The sequence below is a fragment of the Psychrobacter sp. H27 genome, assembly GCF_059072655.1.
This window is the reverse complement of record NZ_JCACRX010000001.1, coordinates 2,614,620-2,628,634: the sequence shown is the minus strand read 5'-3', so window position 1 is coordinate 2,628,634 and position 14,015 is coordinate 2,614,620. Positions and strand designations below refer to the sequence as shown.

The window sequence follows — 14,015 nt, the reverse complement described above, 5'->3', positions numbered from 1 at the left end:
GTGTATAATATTGCCTGCCATACTAACGGAAAGTATCAGGCTACGCTAGCGGTAGTATGTTAATATTTTTTGACAGAAAAACTATCTAAACCTCTATACTTGCTCCTTTTTCATTCAGATAATCTTTCTGTTCTTGGTGCCTATTTTTTAATGTTTATTGAGTCAATATTTTATTTATGGATCTGTCTAACAACAAAACTGATTTTTCTAACTTACTTTCTTCTATTGACGTTAATGTACTTGTCGAGCGCATTACTCAGCAAAACAGCGACCTAGCAAAAACATCTACTAAGTCAGAATGTTCTGACAGTAATAAATGCTTAAAAGAATGGAAACGTCAGTGGCAAAAACTGTCTAGCATCAATCTTGAGTACGGTCGTCAAGCAGTAGAAGCGACTGATAGCGAGCGTGCAGCTACTGATTGGCTGATAAGTCTGTTCAATACATTGTTCAGTGAGCAGCAGGTCGTATTGGTCCGTAGTAATAGTGAGCCTGAATACTTTCCTATTCAAGGTAATCAACCTGCCAGAATCGAATTCGCCCATGGTTTTTTTGCAAGTGCTTTGCATGAAATCAGTCATTGGTGTGTGGCTGGTGAGGCTCGTAGGCGACTACCTGATTTTGGCTACTGGTATGCCCCAGACGGTCGAACAGCAGCTCAGCAGCAGGCATTTGAGCGTGTAGAAATCAAGCCGCAAGCACTAGAGTGTCTATTTACTCTAGCATGTGGGCGACATTTTCAAGTCTCACAAGATAACTTGTTTGCTGACTTTGACACTAGCGAGAGTGCATTTGCTAATGACGTCTATCAACAAGTAGAAACCTATCTTGAAAATCCAAAAATTTTACCACGTGATGCTAAGACATTACTCAGCACCCTACTCCGTGCTTGCAAAGATAAATAATATCAAACGCCAATAAGGCTTTTATTTGAGCTACTCATTTTTTTGGTGTTAACGATTTTCTACGATTGGTAACGCCTTACCACTAAAGCTCTATTGGCTTTGAGCTATACTGATAATTGAAATAGCATTTTTGAGTAGATTGCATTAGCAACATACGAAGTAGTGTTCAGCGACACTACTTCTGATTAAATTAGCTTTAACCAGCTGACAAATTATTTGTATTAATAAAAAAACCAATAACTATAAAATAAGGAATTATTATGGAAGTACTCTATATTCATCCAGAAAATCCGCAGCCACGTCTCATCGAACAAGCTGCCAATATGCTACGCAAGGATCAACTGATCATTTATCCAACAGATACCAGTTATGCTTTTGGTTGTCGGTTGGGCGCAAAGGACGCCTTGACTAAGCTAAAGCAAATTCGCGAGCTTGATGACAAGCATCAATTTACTTTGTTATGCCGTGATCTTAGTGAGATTGCAAACTACGCTACAGTCGACAATGTACAATTTAAACAGCTTAAAGCGCATACGCCAGCGCCAATTACTTTTATTCTCAATGCTACAAAAGATGTGCCTAAGAAACTCGCCCACGCAAAAAAGAAAACGATTGGTATTCGTGTGCCTAGCAATCCTATTGCCCAAGCGCTATTGGAAGCGATGGATGAACCTATTTTGACCAGTTCTTTGATTCTTCCTGATAGAGACGATATTTTAGATGATCCGTTTGAAATTGAAGACTTGTTAGGTAATCAAATAGACGGTCTTATCAATGCAGGCATAAAGACAACCAAACTTACCACCATTGTAGACATGACCAATAGTCAGCCTGAAGTGATTAGACAGGGTGCTGCTGACGTTGATTCATTGTTGCTTTAAACAGATAACAATTAACCAAATTCTAGATAAAAAAAAGCTCCAATTGAATTGGAGCTTTTTTATGAAATATATCTATGGTGCAAAACTAGTCGCGATCAACCAATTCTACATAAGCCATTGGCGCATTGTCACCATCACGGTAACCACACTTTACGATACGCAAATAACCACCTGGACGCGTCTGGTAACGAGGACCTAACGTGCCAAATAATTTGCCTACCATAGCTTTGCTACGCATACGGCTGAATGCCAAACGACGGTTAGCAACGCTGTCTTCTTTAGCCATAGTGATCAATGGCTCGGCAACGCGACGTAGTTCTTTAGCTTTTGGTAAAGTTGTTTTGATCAGTTCATGCTCAAATAATGAGTTAGTCATGTTCTGAAACATTGCCTTACGATGACTGCCGGTACGACCCAGCTTGACTCCACTCTTACGATGGCGCATAGTCAAAAATCCTTAAAGTTTAACGGCTACGATAAGAAAAGCGATCATCAACACGTAAATCAGCTGGTGGCCAGTTATCTAGGCGCATACCGAGCTCTAAATCTTTAGACGCTAATACGTCCTTGATTTCTGTTAATGATTTCTTACCAAGATTTGGGGTTTTTAGAAGTTCAGTCTCTGAACGCTGTACCAAATCACCGATATAGTAAATGTTTTCAGCTTTCAAGCAGTTGGCTGAGCGAACCGTTAGTTCAAGATCGTCCACAGGGCGTAATAGCACCGGATCAACCTCTTCTTTTTCTTTCACAGGCTCAGGCGCTTCTTCAGCTTCTAGGTCAACAAAGATAGAAATCTGTTGCTGTAAAATAGTTGCTGCTTTACGAATTGCTTCTTCTGGATCTATAGTGCCATTAGTTTCAAGCTCAACGATAAGACGATCAAGATCAGTACGCTGCTCAACGCGAGCGTTCTCAACCTGATAAGCAACACGTAGCACAGGACTAAAACTTGCATCAAGCTTTAAGCGTCCAATTGCTCTAGTATCACCATCTTCACGGCGCTGGTTTGCTGGCTCATATCCACGACCCATCACTACGCGCAAACGCATCTTAAGATGACCACGGTCGCTCAATGTACCCAAAACCAATTCTGGATTGATAATATCAACATTGTGCGGTAACGCGATGTCTGCAGCAGTAATAGTGCCTGGACCTTGTTTATCCAAGGTCAAAAATACTTCATTTTGGTCATGAAGCGTAATTGCCAAACCTTTTAAGTTCAAAAGCAAGTCAAGTACATCTTCTTGTAGCCCTTCAAGCGTAGAGTATTCATGGTCAACACCATCAATCTCAGCTTCAATGACTGCAGCACCAGGTAATGAAGATAACAAGATGCGACGCAGAGCATTACCTAGGGTATGCCCAAAGCCGCGTTCTAACGGTTCGAGCGTGACTTTCGCAATCGTTTCATTAACCGTATCCACATTAATGGCATTCGGCGTTAGAAACTCAGTTGCATTTAGCATCATGATGTCACCTCGATTTATTAAACTGGTTTAATTAACGTTGAGTGCTCAATGTTATTTTCATAACATTGAGCATTACGTTATTACTTAGAGTATAGCTCAACGATCAAGCTTTCGTTGATTTCAGCAGGTAGATCAATACGATCAGGCGCTTTTTTGAACGTGCCCTGTAATTTGCTGTGATCAACATCAAGCCATTCTGGAATGCCACGTTGTAACGCTAGTTCAATAGCGTTTTTAATACGTAGCTGTTCGCGAGACTTCTCTTGGATAGCGATGACATCACCATCTTGAAGCTGAATTGATGGAATGTTCACACGAACAAACTCATCACGGCCAGCTTTCTTTACCATTACGGTACGATGGCTAACTAGTTGACGTGCTTCAGCGCGAGTTGAGCCAAAGCCCATGCGATATACAACGTTATCTAGACGGCTCTCAAGCATAGCTAAAAGGTTTTCACCAGTAGCACCGCGCTTACGAGCAGCTTCTTTGTAGTAGTTAGCGAACTGACGCTCTAATACACCATAAATACGCTTAACTTTCTGCTTTTCGCGCAGCTGTAGAGCGTATTCTGAGGTCTTGTTACGGCTTACACCGTGCTGACCTGGTGGACGACCAGCTTTTTTCGTTTTTACGTCATATGGTTTAACGCCAGACTTAAGACCTAAGTCTGTACCTTCACGACGTGATAATTTCAGTTTTGGTCCAATATAGCGGGCCATTGTTATGTCTCCTATAAGCTTTTGGAATAAAAAGCTTCGTCTTTAATATTAGACGCGGCGCTTTTTCGGCGCACGGCAACCATTGTGTGGGATTGGGGTTACATCAGAGATGCTGTTAACTTTATAACCCAATGCACCTAGTGCTCTTACCGCAGACTCACGACCCGGTCCTGGTCCTTTGACCAAAACGTCGATATTCTTAACACCGTATTCTTGAGCCGCTTTACCAGCGACTTCAGCTGCAACCTGAGCTGCAAATGGTGTAGATTTACGTGAACCACGGAAGCCTTGTCCACCTGAAGTGGCCCAAGCCAATGCATTACCTTGACGATCGGTAATCGTAACAATGGTGTTATTAAAAGACGCATGGATATGGGCAATGCCCTCCGATACTGAACGACGAGTCACCTTTTTGCGACTGCGAGTGTCTTTTGCCATCTTTTAGCTTCCTAAGTTAATTATCTTTTGAGAGGGCGTGTCGGACCCTTACGAGTACGAGCGTTGTTCTTGGTATTCTGACCTCTAACTGGTAGGTTACGACGATGGCGGATGCCACGGTAACAACCAAGATCAACTAAACGCTTGATATTCATTGAAACTTCACGACGAAGGTCACCTTCAGTCATGTAGTTTGCAACTTGTGCACGGATAGCATCTAACTGTGTATCATCTAACTGGCTAACTTTAGTAGTAGGGGCAATGCCAACTGCTTCTAAGATTTTCTGAGCAGTGGTACGACCTACACCAAAGATGTAAGTTAGTGAAATAACAGCATGCTTATTATCCGGAATGTTTACGCCGGCAATACGAGCCATTGATTTCTCTCCATTAAAGAAAAATAAGCGTTATTTATCAATAAGGCATTATTTTTCAGAATTGTTGCTGTTGATACTACACACTCTATAATAACTTTTGATACTAGGATTTAGTAAAATCCTGTACTTAAAAACCATTATAAAACATTCTGTATAAACACGGCAAGTGGCGGATGATATCCCATCCGCCGTTATTTTTCAAGTATTAATTTATATAGTAATAAAAGTTTAAAACTTTATGATACTAGATATTAACCTTGACGTTGCTTGTGGCGCGGTTCTGCCGTACAAATGATATGTACACGGCCTTTACGGCGCACAACTTTACAGCTACCACAAATCTTCTTAACTGATGCTTGAACTTTCATAGCATGCTCCTTGAAATATCGTACCGCTCATTAAGGTTGAGTGGGCGATTGAATTAACGTCTGATCATGATATTGATGGGTCATCAAATGCGCTTGAATCTGCGAGATGAAGTCCATTACCACAACCACCATAATCAGTAGCGACGTACCACCAAGTTGAAACGGTACACCAAACGATGACTGGACGACCATTGGCATTAAACAAATAACCGTCATATACATCGCGCCAATAAAGGTCAGTCGGTTTAATACATGATCGAGGTAACGCTGAGTTTGTTGTCCTGGGCGAATACCTGGGATATAAGCACCACTACGTTTAAGGTTTTCTGCTACTTCACGAGGGCTAAATACTAATGCCGTATAAAAATAACAGAAGAAAATAATCATTGCACCGAACAATACTAAATACAACGGCTGTCCTGGAGACAACACCAATGCCATATTTTGCAATATTTTTTGTACAAAGGTAGGGTCAGTTGATTGACCTACCCACTGCCCTAAACTTGCAGGAAACAACAATAAAGAACTTGCAAAAATAGCTGGGATAACCCCTGCCATATTAAGCTTCAACGGTAAATGTGACTGCTGCTGAGCGTAAATTTTGCGGCCTTGCTGTTGTTTCTGAGCATAGTTAACAGGGACACGGCGCTGAGCACGTTCAATATAAACAATACCTGCAGTTACCGCAATTCCCAGTAATACAAAAATAAATAGTACAATCAAGTTCATCTGACCTTGATTGACCTGTTCGATAGATTGCGAAATCATACCTGGTGTACCAGCCACAATACTCGCAAAAATGAGCATTGAAATACCGTTACCAACGCCACGTTCTGTAATCTGCTCACCGAGCCACATCAAGAACATTGCGCCCGCTACTAATGAAGTAACAGCTGGAATATAAAAGGTCAAACCAGATGATAAAGTAAGGTTTTGGCTGATCAAACCAGCACACATTCCTAATGACTGTACTAGTGCTAAAGCAAGCGTTCCCTGACGGGTGTACTTGTTTAGCTTACGTCGTCCTGCTTCACCCTCTTTTTTGAGAGCCTCAAGCGATGGCAATACTGCAGACATCATCTGTACAATAATCGATGCTGAGATATATGGCATAATGCCAAGTGCCATGATAGACATACGCTCTAGCGCACCACCTGAGAACATATTAAACATGCTCAAAATGGTGTTTTCGTTGCGCGAAAACAGATCAGCCAAGTTGACCGGGTTAATACCCGGCACTGGAATATGTGACCCTAAACGATAAACAATCAATGCGCCGATTAAGAATAATAAACGCGACCATAACTCATCATACTTACGTATAAATGCGAATGGATTAAGCGGTATACCAGTCGATGACATTGATTGTTTTGACACGTTACTACTCCTCGATGCTACCACCAGCAGCTTCGATCGCTTGCTTAGCACCTTTAGTCACTTTGATACCTTTAAAGGTATAAGCTTTGGTGACTTCGCCTGATAGCATAACACGGGCACGCTTCATGTCGTGACGGACAAGGTTAGCAGCTTTAAGTGTCTCAAGGCTAACCACATCACCATCAATTTTATTCAGTTCAGAAAGACGTACTTCAGCAGTCTTCATAGCCAGTTTACTGGTAAAACCAAATTTTGGTAGACGACGATATAAAGGCATTTGACCACCTTCAAATCCTGAGCGAACGCTAGAACCTGAACGAGATTTCTGACCTTTTACACCACGACCACCAGTCTTACCAAGACCTGAACCGATACCACGACCACGACGTTGGGCAGTTTTCTTTGCGCCAACACCTGGTGATAATTCATTTAATCTAAGACCCATTACGCTTCCTCCACTTTTACCATGTAGTTAACGCGATTAACCATGCCACGTGTTGAAGGAGTATCTTCTACTACAACAGTGTGATTAATGCGGCGTAAACCCAATCCTTTCAAGCTCGCTTTGTGGCTCTTTAGGCGATGGGCACCCGATTTAAATTGAGTGACTTTCATTTTTTTCATCGTAACTCACCTAGTCTAAGTTAACCCAAGATTTCGTCTACAGATTTACCACGTTTAGCTGCCATCTTCTCTGGAGTTGACATATCACGTAAACCGTTAAACGTTGCACGAACAACGTTAGCAGTATTGGTAGAACCATAACATTTAGTCAAAACATCTTTGACACCAGCAACTTCTAATACAGCACGCATTGCGCCACCAGCGATTACGCCAGTACCTTCAGATGCAGGTTGCATATAGACTTTACTAGCACCATGACGTGCTTTGATCGGATGATACAAAGTTGCATCATTTAATTCAACAGTTATCATATTGCGTTTAGCAGCTTCTAGTGCTTTTTGGATAGCAGCTGGCACTTCACGTGCTTTACCACGACCAAAACCAACGCGGCCATTACCATCACCCACTACAGTCAATGCAGTGAAAGAGAAAATACGACCACCTTTAACAACTTTTGCAACGCGATCAACGGTAACTAAGCGTTCTACTAGACCGTCAGTCTGTTCATTTTTATCATTTTTATCATTTCTAGCCATGATTAAAACTCCAATCCGTTTTCGCGAGCAGCTTCTGCTAAAGCTTTAACTCGACCATGATATTTGAAACCACTACGGTCAAAGGCAACTTTAGTAATGCCAGCTGCTTTTGCGCGTTCTGCGATCATTTGGCCTACAGACGTTGCTGAATCAGCATTACCAGTCGCGCCTGAACGCAAGCTGTTGTCTAAGGTAGATGCCTGAGCAATCACTTCACCACCATTTGGAGAGATAATCTGGGCATAAATATGTTTTGACGTGCGGTTAACCGTTAAGCGATGAACGCCTAAGAAACGGATATGTGCGCGTGTTTTCTTAGCTCGACGCAGACGAGCTGCTTTTTTATCAAACATTTCAACTCACCTTATTTTTTCTTAGCTTCTTTGCGAATCACATGCTCGTCACTATAACGAATACCTTTACCTTTATAAGGCTCAGGTGGGCGGAAACCACGGATATTAGCCGCTGCTTGACCAAGCTGCTGTTTATTGTTTGATTTCAAAACAATTTCAGTTTGCGTTGGGGTTTCAGCTGACACACCTTCAGGTAACGTGTACTCTACTGGATGAGAGTAACCAACGTTTAGAGTTACCTTGTTACCAGCAACTTGAGCACGATAACCAACACCAATTAACTGAAGACGTCTTTCAAAGCCTTCGTTGACGCCTTTAACATAGTTGTTAATAAGAGCGCGCATGGTGCCAGTGTGCATCATAGCTTCTTTTGAATCGACTGTAGGTGAGAAAATGATAGCATCATCTTCCTGTTTCAGCTCGACCAATTCATGCAGGTGTAAAGACATAGTACCGTTCTTGCCTTTAACTTCGACCTGCCGATCGTTCAAAGTAACGCTTACGCCGTTAGGCAGCGTCACTGGGGCTTTAGCCACACGAGACATAGGAATATTCCTTAAAAAATTTAACTTCTTTATATTAGCGAAAAAACTAACAGGCTAAAAAGCGTGTTAGTTTAGCATAGTTGACTATGTTAGACACCTATCAATTTGAAATAATTTAACATTACTCAATCAATAGAAGCCTAACACTCATCAAGTAGACTTCATCGTCGTATAGCTTACGCTACAAATGCGACGATTTCACCACCGATACCAGCAGCGCGTGCAGCACGATCGCTCATGATACCTTGGCTAGTAGATACGATAGCAACACCCATACCTTGCTTAACAGTAGGGATTTCATCTTTACCGCGGAACTGGCGTAGACCAGGACGGCTATAACGTTGAATAGTTTCGATGACAGCACGGCCTTCGAAATATTTCAATTCAATAGTAAGGGTCGCTTTGTTGTTTTCTTCTTCAGCAACAACAGCGCTAGCCACATAACCTTCGCTAACTAGCAAATCAGCAATTGATTTACGTAATTTAGAGCTCGGCATTGCTACCGATACTTTGTTAGCCATTTGTGCGTTACGGATACGGGTTAGCATATCCCCAACGGTATCTTGCATACTCATATAGTTACTCCTTACCAGCTTGCTTTACGAACACCAGGCACATCGCCTTGCATGACACGCTCACGCAGCATATTGCGTGATAAGCCAAACTTGCGGAAGTAACCGTGAGGACGACCGGTGATAGCACAACGATTACGCAGACGTACTGGTGATGAATTACGTGGAAGAGCTTGTAGCTCTAACATCGCTTCCATACGAGCTTCGTCACTTGCAGTCATATCACTGATAGTTTCTTTTAGCTTGATACGCTTTTCAGCATACTTAGCAACCATTTTTTCGCGCTTTAATTCGCGGTTAATCATGCTCTTCTTTGCCATAACGTCTTTACCTTATTTAAATGGGAAGCCGAATGCTTTAAGCAACGCACGACCTTCTTCATCAGATTGAGCTGACGTGGTGATAGTCACATCCATACCACGGATACGATCAATCTTGTCAAAATCTACTTCTGGGAATACGATCTGTTCTTTGATACCCAATGAGTAGTTACCACGTCCGTCAAAGGCTTTAGGTGAAAAACCGCGGAAATCACGAATACGAGGAATTGCAATGGCAACGAGACGATCTAAAAATTCGTACATTTGCTCACCGCGTAGCGTTACTTTACAACCAATTGGCCATTCTTCACGAATCTTAAAGCCAGCGACTGATTTACGCGCTTTAGTGACAACAGGCTTTTGACCAGCAATAGCGGTCATATCAGCTACAGCACCTTCAAGCAATTTCTTGTCTTGAGACGCGCCGCCCACACCCATGTTAAGTGTGATTTTAGTGATTTTCGGCACTTGCATCACGTTACCCAAACCAAGTTCTTCTTTGATTTGTTGCTTTAGTTCATCGTTATATAAAGATTTTAATCTTGCCATTACCATTACACCCTTAGTGTCTTACGCAGTCGCCACTACTTCACCGTTTGAACGATAGACGCGTTGTTTCTTGCCGTCTTCGCCAAACTGATAAGTAATACGGTCTGCTTTTTGGGTTTGCGCATTTAAGATTGCGACATTTGAAATATGCAGAAAAGCTTCTTGCTTAAGAATGCCACCTTCAACGCCAGTTGCCTGATTTGGCTTCTGATGTTTAGTAACAATATTAATGCCTTCAACTTTAATACGATCATTTTTTACAGCTTGTACAGTACCTTGCTTGCCTTTATCTTTCCCAGCAATCACGATAACTGTATCGCCTTTACGTAATTTTGACATGGATTACCTCACAATACTTCTGGTGCTAGTGATACAATTTTCATAAACTGATCACCACGTAGTTCACGAGTTACCGGTCCAAAAATACGAGTTGCAATCGGCGCTTTGTTTTGGTTTAACAATACCGCAGCATTGTCATCAAAACGTAACACAGAACCATCAGGACGACGAACGCCTTTTTTGGTACGTACAACTACTGCATTCATCACGTCGCCTTTTTTAACACGACCGCGAGGAATGGCTTCTTTAACCGTTACTTTAATAATGTCGCCAACTGATGCATAACGACGATGAGAACCACCCAGTACTTTAATGCACTGAACTCGCCTTGCACCGCTATTGTCTGCAACTTCCAGCATTGACTCAACCTGAATCATAGCGTTACTCCACACGTATGAGCAATAAAAACCAGTTGCTGCCGCTAGCACAGAATGAGTAGACGGCATTTTAATAGAAATAGCCGCGACTTACTCTTCATGTGAGTGATATACGCTCGGCGCAATCAGCATCCTTAAAAAGGCGGCTATTTTAACAGCTTCTGGCTTTTAATGCAATTTACTTAGATTTTTTCTACTTTTTCAACCACATCAACTAAAGTCCAAGACTTAGTTTTTGAGATTGGACGCGTTTCTTTGATACGGACAAGGTCACCTTGTTGGCAAACGTTGTTCTCATCATGTGCTTTGATTTTAGTAGAACGACGAAGCTGCTTGCCATACAAAGGATGACGAACCAGACGCTCAATCAAAACTGTGATGGACTTGTCCATCTTATCGCTGACAACTCGTCCTGTCACTACGCTAGCATTGGTAGCTGTTTGATTGTTATCGCTCATGAGTCGCCTCGTTGTTTCTCGTTAATCAAAGTCTGAAGCTGGGCAATCGTACGACGATTGTCTCTAACTTCATGGGTATTACCCAACTGACCAGTTGCTTTAGCCATACGAATACGGAAAGCATCAAGTTGCTTTTCATCAAGTAACTGGGTCAGTTCTTCTAATGATTTATCACGTAATTCACTGATCTTCATTACATTATCGTCCGCTTAACAATGGTAGTTTTAAAGGGCAGTTTTGCTGCAGCAAGCGTTAAAGCATCGCGAGCAAGCTCTTCAGATACCCCTTCAATTTCATATAGCACTTTACCAGGCTTGATTTCGCATACCCAATACTCGACTGGACCTTTACCTTTACCCATACGTACTTCTAATGGTTTGTTGGTAATTGGCTTGTCTGGGAATACACGAATCCAAATCTTACCGCCACGCTTAATTTTACGAGTGATGGTACGACGTGCTGCTTCAATTTGACGAGCTGTCATACGACCACGCGTCAATGATTTTAGACCAATTTGTCCGAATGCAACGGTGCTTCCACGATGAGCTAGCCCAGTGTTACGACCTTTGTGCATTTTACGAAACTTGGTACGTTTTGGCTGTAACATAGTTTAACCTCTGTCTGAGTTTCGACGGTTTCCACGACCACGGCGTTTTGGCGCACGAGTCTGCTCTTCTTTGACGGGATTGTAAACGCTATTCATACCGTCAAGGATTTCGCCACGGAAAATCCAAACTTTAACACCGATGGTGCCGTAAGTTGTCTCTGCACGAATTGACGAGTAGTCAATATCAGCACGAAGTGTATGCAATGGCACACGGCCTTCACGATACCATTCGCTACGAGCAATCTCAGCACCGCCAAGACGACCAGACAGCTCAACTTTAATACCTTTAGCACCAGAACGCATGCTGTTCTGTACGGCGCGCTTCATCGCACGGCGGAACATAACACGACGCTCAAGCTGGCTACCGATACCGTCTGCTACCAAACGTGCATCAAGATCAGGTGACGTGATTTCTTCAATGTTGACCTGAGCAGGTACGCCCATAATTTTGGTCAATTCTTTTTGAAGTCTTTCGATATCTTCGCCTTTCTTACCGATAACGATACCAGGACGCGCAGTGGCGATGGTGATCTTAGCAGCGCCAGTAGGACGCTCGATCATGATGTTGCTGATCATTGCGTTATCTAGCTTCTTGCGTAGATATTCACGAACTTGAATATCGTTGATTAGGTATTCTGAGTATTGTTTAGGGTTAGCATACCAGTTTGCGTTATGCTTTTTTACAACACCAAGACGAATTCCGATTGGATGTACTTTTTGACCCATAACTTATTCTCCTACCTTTATAGTGATGTGACAAGTACGCTTACTGATACGATCAGCGCGACCTTTGGCACGTGGTAGGATACGTTTTAGCGTAATGCCTTCATCAACATAGATAGTAGCGACTTTAAGGTCGTCGATATCTAGGCCGTGATTATGTTCGGCATTGGCGATGGCTGAGTTAAGACATTTCTTAACAAACACAGCGCCTTTTTTATTGCTATACGTTAGGATATCCAAAGCACGCTCAATAGATTTGCCACGAACTTCATCAGCAACGAGTCTAACTTTTTGTGCCGATATGGCGGCACCGCGTAATTTTGCAGTTACTTCCATGGTAAGCACCTTATCTCTTAGCTTTTTTGTCAATGCCATGACCACGATACGTACGAGTCGGGGCAAATTCACCTAGTTTATGACCAACCATCTGCTCACTTACGATAACCGGTACATGAGTACGGCCGTTGTGGACAGATAAAGTTAAGCCAACCATTTGTGGTAGGATCATCGAGCGGCGCGACCAAGTTTTAATTGGCTTGCGTGAGTTGGTGTCTAATGCATTCTCAACTTTAGCAAATAAGTGCGCGTCTATGAATGGACCTTTTTTCAATGAACGAGGCATGAAATTCTTCCTTTATTTCTTCTTGGCGCGACGGCGGATGATCATGTTGTCAGTACGCTTATTGTGACGCGTTTTAAGTCCTTTAGACTTCTGACCCCAAGGGCTAGTTGGATGGCGACCTTTGTTACGACCTTCACCACCACCATGTGGGTGATCAACCGGGTTCATAGCGACACCACGAACTGAAGGACGAACACCACGCCAACGTGAAGCACCAGCTTTACCAAGTGATTTCAAGTTGTTTTCAGTGTTAGAAACTTCACCAATAACAGCACGGCAATTTACGTGTACACGGCGTGTTTCGCCAGAGCGTAGACGTATAATAGCGTAGATACCGTCACGGCCTAATAACTGAACGCTAGCACCCGCAGAACGAGCCATCTGTGCACCTTTACCGATTTTAAGCTCGATATTGTGAATCACAGTACCCAATGGGATGTTTTTTAGCGGTAGGCAGTTACCTGGACGAATTGGAGACGTCTCACCTGACATTACAGTATCACCAACTGCTTGTTTCTTAGCAGCAATGATGTAACGACGTTCGCCATCAGCATACTTAAGTAGTGCAATATGTGCAGTACGGTTAGGATCGTATTCAATACGCTCTACCGTTGCCGGGATATTGTCTTTAGTACGTTTGAAGTCGATAATGCGATAATGTTGCTTATGACCACCGCCAATGTGACGAGTAGTGATACGACCATTATTGTTACGACCACCTGACTTACTTTTTGATTCTAGAAGCGCTGCATAAGGACGACCTTTATAAAGGTGTGGATGCACCACTTTTTCAACAAAACGACGGCCTGGTGATGTTGGCTTTGCTCTTACGATAGGCATGAGTGTAATC

The 14,015-nt window shown here is 42.6% G+C and carries 26 protein-coding genes; 2 read left to right on the top strand and 24 right to left on the bottom strand.

Going from position 1 to position 14,015, the window contains the following annotated elements; all coding sequences use genetic code 11:
* Positions 1 to 176: 176 nt before the first annotated feature.
* Complete coding sequence (locus AC5JPY_RS10840; protein WP_443526870.1) at positions 177 to 905, top strand: elongation factor P hydroxylase; 729 nt, start codon at positions 177 to 179, stop codon at positions 903 to 905.
* A 260-nt stretch (positions 906 to 1,165) separates the two neighbouring features.
* Positions 1,166 to 1,786: an L-threonylcarbamoyladenylate synthase gene (locus AC5JPY_RS10835; RefSeq protein ID WP_319052276.1), complete on the top strand. Its 621-nt coding sequence runs from the start codon at positions 1,166 to 1,168 to the stop codon at positions 1,784 to 1,786.
* A gap of 85 nt (positions 1,787 to 1,871) precedes the next feature.
* On the opposite strand, the gene rplQ is transcribed toward AC5JPY_RS10835, so the two are convergent.
* The 24 genes from rplQ to rplB all read right to left on the bottom strand — a co-directional run bounded on the left by rplQ (position 1,872) and on the right by rplB (position 14,005).
* Complete coding sequence (gene rplQ, locus AC5JPY_RS10830; protein ID WP_021813387.1) at positions 1,872 to 2,231, bottom strand: 50S ribosomal protein L17; 360 nt, start codon at positions 2,229 to 2,231, stop codon at positions 1,872 to 1,874.
* Between the two features lie 19 nt (positions 2,232 to 2,250).
* Positions 2,251 to 3,258 (bottom strand): DNA-directed RNA polymerase subunit alpha, encoded by a 1,008-nt coding sequence (locus tag AC5JPY_RS10825; protein ID WP_201599219.1) that lies wholly within the window; start codon positions 3,256 to 3,258, stop codon positions 2,251 to 2,253.
* An 80-nt stretch (positions 3,259 to 3,338) separates the two neighbouring features.
* Entirely contained in the window at positions 3,339 to 3,980 is a 642-nt protein-coding gene (gene rpsD, locus AC5JPY_RS10820) for a 30S ribosomal protein S4 (protein ID WP_443526869.1), read from the bottom strand.
* A 48-nt stretch (positions 3,981 to 4,028) separates the two neighbouring features.
* Entirely contained in the window at positions 4,029 to 4,418 is a 390-nt protein-coding gene (gene rpsK, locus AC5JPY_RS10815; protein WP_045454458.1) for a 30S ribosomal protein S11, read from the bottom strand.
* 20 nt (positions 4,419 to 4,438) lie between these two features.
* The gene (rpsM, locus tag AC5JPY_RS10810) at positions 4,439 to 4,795 is read right to left on the bottom strand and encodes a 30S ribosomal protein S13 (RefSeq protein WP_021813384.1); all 357 of its coding nucleotides are present in this window, start codon (positions 4,793 to 4,795) and stop codon (positions 4,439 to 4,441) included.
* Positions 4,796 to 5,046: 251 nt separating this feature from the next.
* Positions 5,047 to 5,163 carry a 50S ribosomal protein L36 gene (gene rpmJ, locus AC5JPY_RS10805; protein ID WP_010196721.1) on the bottom strand — a complete coding sequence of 39 codons (117 nt, stop codon included), beginning with the start codon at positions 5,161 to 5,163 and terminating at the stop codon, positions 5,047 to 5,049.
* A 30-nt stretch (positions 5,164 to 5,193) separates the two neighbouring features.
* On the bottom strand, positions 5,194 to 6,525 hold the full coding sequence (gene secY / locus AC5JPY_RS10800; protein WP_443526908.1) for a preprotein translocase subunit SecY: 1,332 nt from the start codon (positions 6,523 to 6,525) through the stop codon (positions 5,194 to 5,196).
* Positions 6,526 to 6,544: 19 nt separating this feature from the next.
* Positions 6,545 to 6,985: a 50S ribosomal protein L15 gene (rplO, locus tag AC5JPY_RS10795; protein ID WP_443526868.1), complete on the bottom strand. Its 441-nt coding sequence runs from the start codon at positions 6,983 to 6,985 to the stop codon at positions 6,545 to 6,547.
* The gene (rpmD, locus tag AC5JPY_RS10790; RefSeq protein WP_057758718.1) at positions 6,985 to 7,164 is read right to left on the bottom strand and encodes a 50S ribosomal protein L30; all 180 of its coding nucleotides are present in this window, start codon (positions 7,162 to 7,164) and stop codon (positions 6,985 to 6,987) included. Before rpmD ends, rplO begins: the two co-directional genes overlap by 1 nt.
* A gap of 20 nt (positions 7,165 to 7,184) precedes the next feature.
* Positions 7,185 to 7,700: a 30S ribosomal protein S5 gene (rpsE, locus tag AC5JPY_RS10785; protein WP_010196711.1), complete on the bottom strand. Its 516-nt coding sequence runs from the start codon at positions 7,698 to 7,700 to the stop codon at positions 7,185 to 7,187.
* A gap of 2 nt (positions 7,701 to 7,702) precedes the next feature.
* Positions 7,703 to 8,053: a 50S ribosomal protein L18 gene (gene rplR, locus AC5JPY_RS10780; protein WP_319052273.1), complete on the bottom strand. Its 351-nt coding sequence runs from the start codon at positions 8,051 to 8,053 to the stop codon at positions 7,703 to 7,705.
* Positions 8,054 to 8,064: 11 nt separating this feature from the next.
* Positions 8,065 to 8,598 carry a 50S ribosomal protein L6 gene (gene rplF, locus AC5JPY_RS10775; protein ID WP_201599217.1) on the bottom strand — a complete coding sequence of 178 codons (534 nt, stop codon included), beginning with the start codon at positions 8,596 to 8,598 and terminating at the stop codon, positions 8,065 to 8,067.
* Between the two features lie 176 nt (positions 8,599 to 8,774).
* Complete coding sequence (rpsH, locus tag AC5JPY_RS10770) at positions 8,775 to 9,173, bottom strand: 30S ribosomal protein S8 (protein ID WP_319052272.1); 399 nt, start codon at positions 9,171 to 9,173, stop codon at positions 8,775 to 8,777.
* Positions 9,174 to 9,184: 11 nt separating this feature from the next.
* Positions 9,185 to 9,490: a 30S ribosomal protein S14 gene (rpsN, locus tag AC5JPY_RS10765; RefSeq protein ID WP_193006033.1), complete on the bottom strand. Its 306-nt coding sequence runs from the start codon at positions 9,488 to 9,490 to the stop codon at positions 9,185 to 9,187.
* Positions 9,491 to 9,502: 12 nt separating this feature from the next.
* Positions 9,503 to 10,039, bottom strand: a complete 537-nt coding sequence (gene rplE, locus AC5JPY_RS10760) for a 50S ribosomal protein L5 (RefSeq protein WP_443526867.1) — start codon at positions 10,037 to 10,039, stop codon at positions 9,503 to 9,505.
* Positions 10,040 to 10,060: 21 nt separating this feature from the next.
* A complete protein-coding gene (gene rplX, locus AC5JPY_RS10755) occupies positions 10,061 to 10,378 on the bottom strand; it encodes a 50S ribosomal protein L24 (RefSeq protein ID WP_011279796.1) in 318 nt (105 codons plus the stop codon).
* 8 nt (positions 10,379 to 10,386) lie between these two features.
* Entirely contained in the window at positions 10,387 to 10,755 is a 369-nt protein-coding gene (rplN, locus tag AC5JPY_RS10750) for a 50S ribosomal protein L14 (protein ID WP_010196702.1), read from the bottom strand.
* A 182-nt stretch (positions 10,756 to 10,937) separates the two neighbouring features.
* A complete protein-coding gene (gene rpsQ, locus AC5JPY_RS10745) occupies positions 10,938 to 11,213 on the bottom strand; it encodes a 30S ribosomal protein S17 (protein WP_319052270.1) in 276 nt (91 codons plus the stop codon).
* Positions 11,210 to 11,407 carry a 50S ribosomal protein L29 gene (rpmC, locus tag AC5JPY_RS10740; protein WP_102094164.1) on the bottom strand — a complete coding sequence of 66 codons (198 nt, stop codon included), beginning with the start codon at positions 11,405 to 11,407 and terminating at the stop codon, positions 11,210 to 11,212. The genes rpsQ and rpmC overlap by 4 nt, the downstream gene beginning before the upstream one ends.
* Positions 11,407 to 11,820, bottom strand: a complete 414-nt coding sequence (gene rplP / locus AC5JPY_RS10735) for a 50S ribosomal protein L16 (RefSeq protein ID WP_025644399.1) — start codon at positions 11,818 to 11,820, stop codon at positions 11,407 to 11,409. Before rplP ends, rpmC begins: the two co-directional genes overlap by 1 nt.
* Before the next feature lie 3 nt (positions 11,821 to 11,823).
* Positions 11,824 to 12,546, bottom strand: a complete 723-nt coding sequence (gene rpsC, locus AC5JPY_RS10730) for a 30S ribosomal protein S3 (protein ID WP_057758704.1) — start codon at positions 12,544 to 12,546, stop codon at positions 11,824 to 11,826.
* 3 nt (positions 12,547 to 12,549) lie between these two features.
* Complete coding sequence (rplV, locus tag AC5JPY_RS10725; RefSeq protein ID WP_021813373.1) at positions 12,550 to 12,879, bottom strand: 50S ribosomal protein L22; 330 nt, start codon at positions 12,877 to 12,879, stop codon at positions 12,550 to 12,552.
* A gap of 10 nt (positions 12,880 to 12,889) precedes the next feature.
* Positions 12,890 to 13,165, bottom strand: a complete 276-nt coding sequence (gene rpsS, locus AC5JPY_RS10720; protein ID WP_010196682.1) for a 30S ribosomal protein S19 — start codon at positions 13,163 to 13,165, stop codon at positions 12,890 to 12,892.
* 12 nt (positions 13,166 to 13,177) lie between these two features.
* Entirely contained in the window at positions 13,178 to 14,005 is an 828-nt protein-coding gene (gene rplB, locus AC5JPY_RS10715; RefSeq protein ID WP_319052269.1) for a 50S ribosomal protein L2, read from the bottom strand.
* Positions 14,006 to 14,015 lie beyond the last annotated feature (10 nt).

Excerpts from the sequence above, each read along its gene's own strand:
- rplN (WP_010196702.1), bottom strand. The coding sequence starts at position 10,755 with ATGATTCAGGTTGAGTCAATGCTGGAAGTTGCAGACAATAGCGGTGCA.
- AC5JPY_RS10840 (WP_443526870.1), top strand. The coding sequence starts at position 177 with ATGGATCTGTCTAACAACAAAACTGATTTTTCTAACTTACTTTCTTCT.
- rplR (WP_319052273.1), bottom strand. The coding sequence starts at position 8,053 with ATGTTTGATAAAAAAGCAGCTCGTCTGCGTCGAGCTAAGAAAACACGC.
- rpsK (WP_045454458.1), bottom strand. The coding sequence starts at position 4,418 with ATGGCAAAAGACACTCGCAGTCGCAAAAAGGTGACTCGTCGTTCAGTA.
- rplO (WP_443526868.1), bottom strand. The coding sequence starts at position 6,985 with ATGGGTCTTAGATTAAATGAATTATCACCAGGTGTTGGCGCAAAGAAA.
- rpmJ (WP_010196721.1), bottom strand. The coding sequence starts at position 5,163 with ATGAAAGTTCAAGCATCAGTTAAGAAGATTTGTGGTAGCTGTAAAGTT.
- rplF (WP_201599217.1), bottom strand. The coding sequence starts at position 8,598 with ATGTCTCGTGTGGCTAAAGCCCCAGTGACGCTGCCTAACGGCGTAAGC.
- rplB (WP_319052269.1), bottom strand. The coding sequence starts at position 14,005 with ATGCCTATCGTAAGAGCAAAGCCAACATCACCAGGCCGTCGTTTTGTT.
- rpsD (WP_443526869.1), bottom strand. The coding sequence starts at position 3,980 with ATGGCCCGCTATATTGGACCAAAACTGAAATTATCACGTCGTGAAGGT.
- rplP (WP_025644399.1), bottom strand. The coding sequence starts at position 11,820 with ATGTTACAGCCAAAACGTACCAAGTTTCGTAAAATGCACAAAGGTCGT.
- rpsH (WP_319052272.1), bottom strand. The coding sequence starts at position 9,173 with ATGAGTATGCAAGATACCGTTGGGGATATGCTAACCCGTATCCGTAAC.
- rplV (WP_021813373.1), bottom strand. The coding sequence starts at position 12,879 with ATGGAAGTAACTGCAAAATTACGCGGTGCCGCCATATCGGCACAAAAA.
- rpsN (WP_193006033.1), bottom strand. The coding sequence starts at position 9,490 with ATGGCAAAGAAGAGCATGATTAACCGCGAATTAAAGCGCGAAAAAATG.
- rpmC (WP_102094164.1), bottom strand. The coding sequence starts at position 11,407 with ATGAAGATCAGTGAATTACGTGATAAATCATTAGAAGAACTGACCCAG.
- rpsM (WP_021813384.1), bottom strand. The coding sequence starts at position 4,795 with ATGGCTCGTATTGCCGGCGTAAACATTCCGGATAATAAGCATGCTGTT.
- AC5JPY_RS10825 (WP_201599219.1), bottom strand. The coding sequence starts at position 3,258 with ATGATGCTAAATGCAACTGAGTTTCTAACGCCGAATGCCATTAATGTG.
- AC5JPY_RS10835 (WP_319052276.1), top strand. The coding sequence starts at position 1,166 with ATGGAAGTACTCTATATTCATCCAGAAAATCCGCAGCCACGTCTCATC.
- rpsC (WP_057758704.1), bottom strand. The coding sequence starts at position 12,546 with ATGGGTCAAAAAGTACATCCAATCGGAATTCGTCTTGGTGTTGTAAAA.
- rpmD (WP_057758718.1), bottom strand. The coding sequence starts at position 7,164 with ATGAAAAAAATGAAAGTCACTCAATTTAAATCGGGTGCCCATCGCCTA.
- secY (WP_443526908.1), bottom strand. The coding sequence starts at position 6,525 with ATGTCATCGACTGGTATACCGCTTAATCCATTCGCATTTATACGTAAG.
- rplX (WP_011279796.1), bottom strand. The coding sequence starts at position 10,378 with ATGTCAAAATTACGTAAAGGCGATACAGTTATCGTGATTGCTGGGAAA.
- rpsQ (WP_319052270.1), bottom strand. The coding sequence starts at position 11,213 with ATGAGCGATAACAATCAAACAGCTACCAATGCTAGCGTAGTGACAGGA.
- rplE (WP_443526867.1), bottom strand. The coding sequence starts at position 10,039 with ATGGCAAGATTAAAATCTTTATATAACGATGAACTAAAGCAACAAATC.
- rpsS (WP_010196682.1), bottom strand. The coding sequence starts at position 13,165 with ATGCCTCGTTCATTGAAAAAAGGTCCATTCATAGACGCGCACTTATTT.
- rplQ (WP_021813387.1), bottom strand. The coding sequence starts at position 2,231 with ATGCGCCATCGTAAGAGTGGAGTCAAGCTGGGTCGTACCGGCAGTCAT.
- rpsE (WP_010196711.1), bottom strand. The coding sequence starts at position 7,700 with ATGGCTAGAAATGATAAAAATGATAAAAATGAACAGACTGACGGTCTA.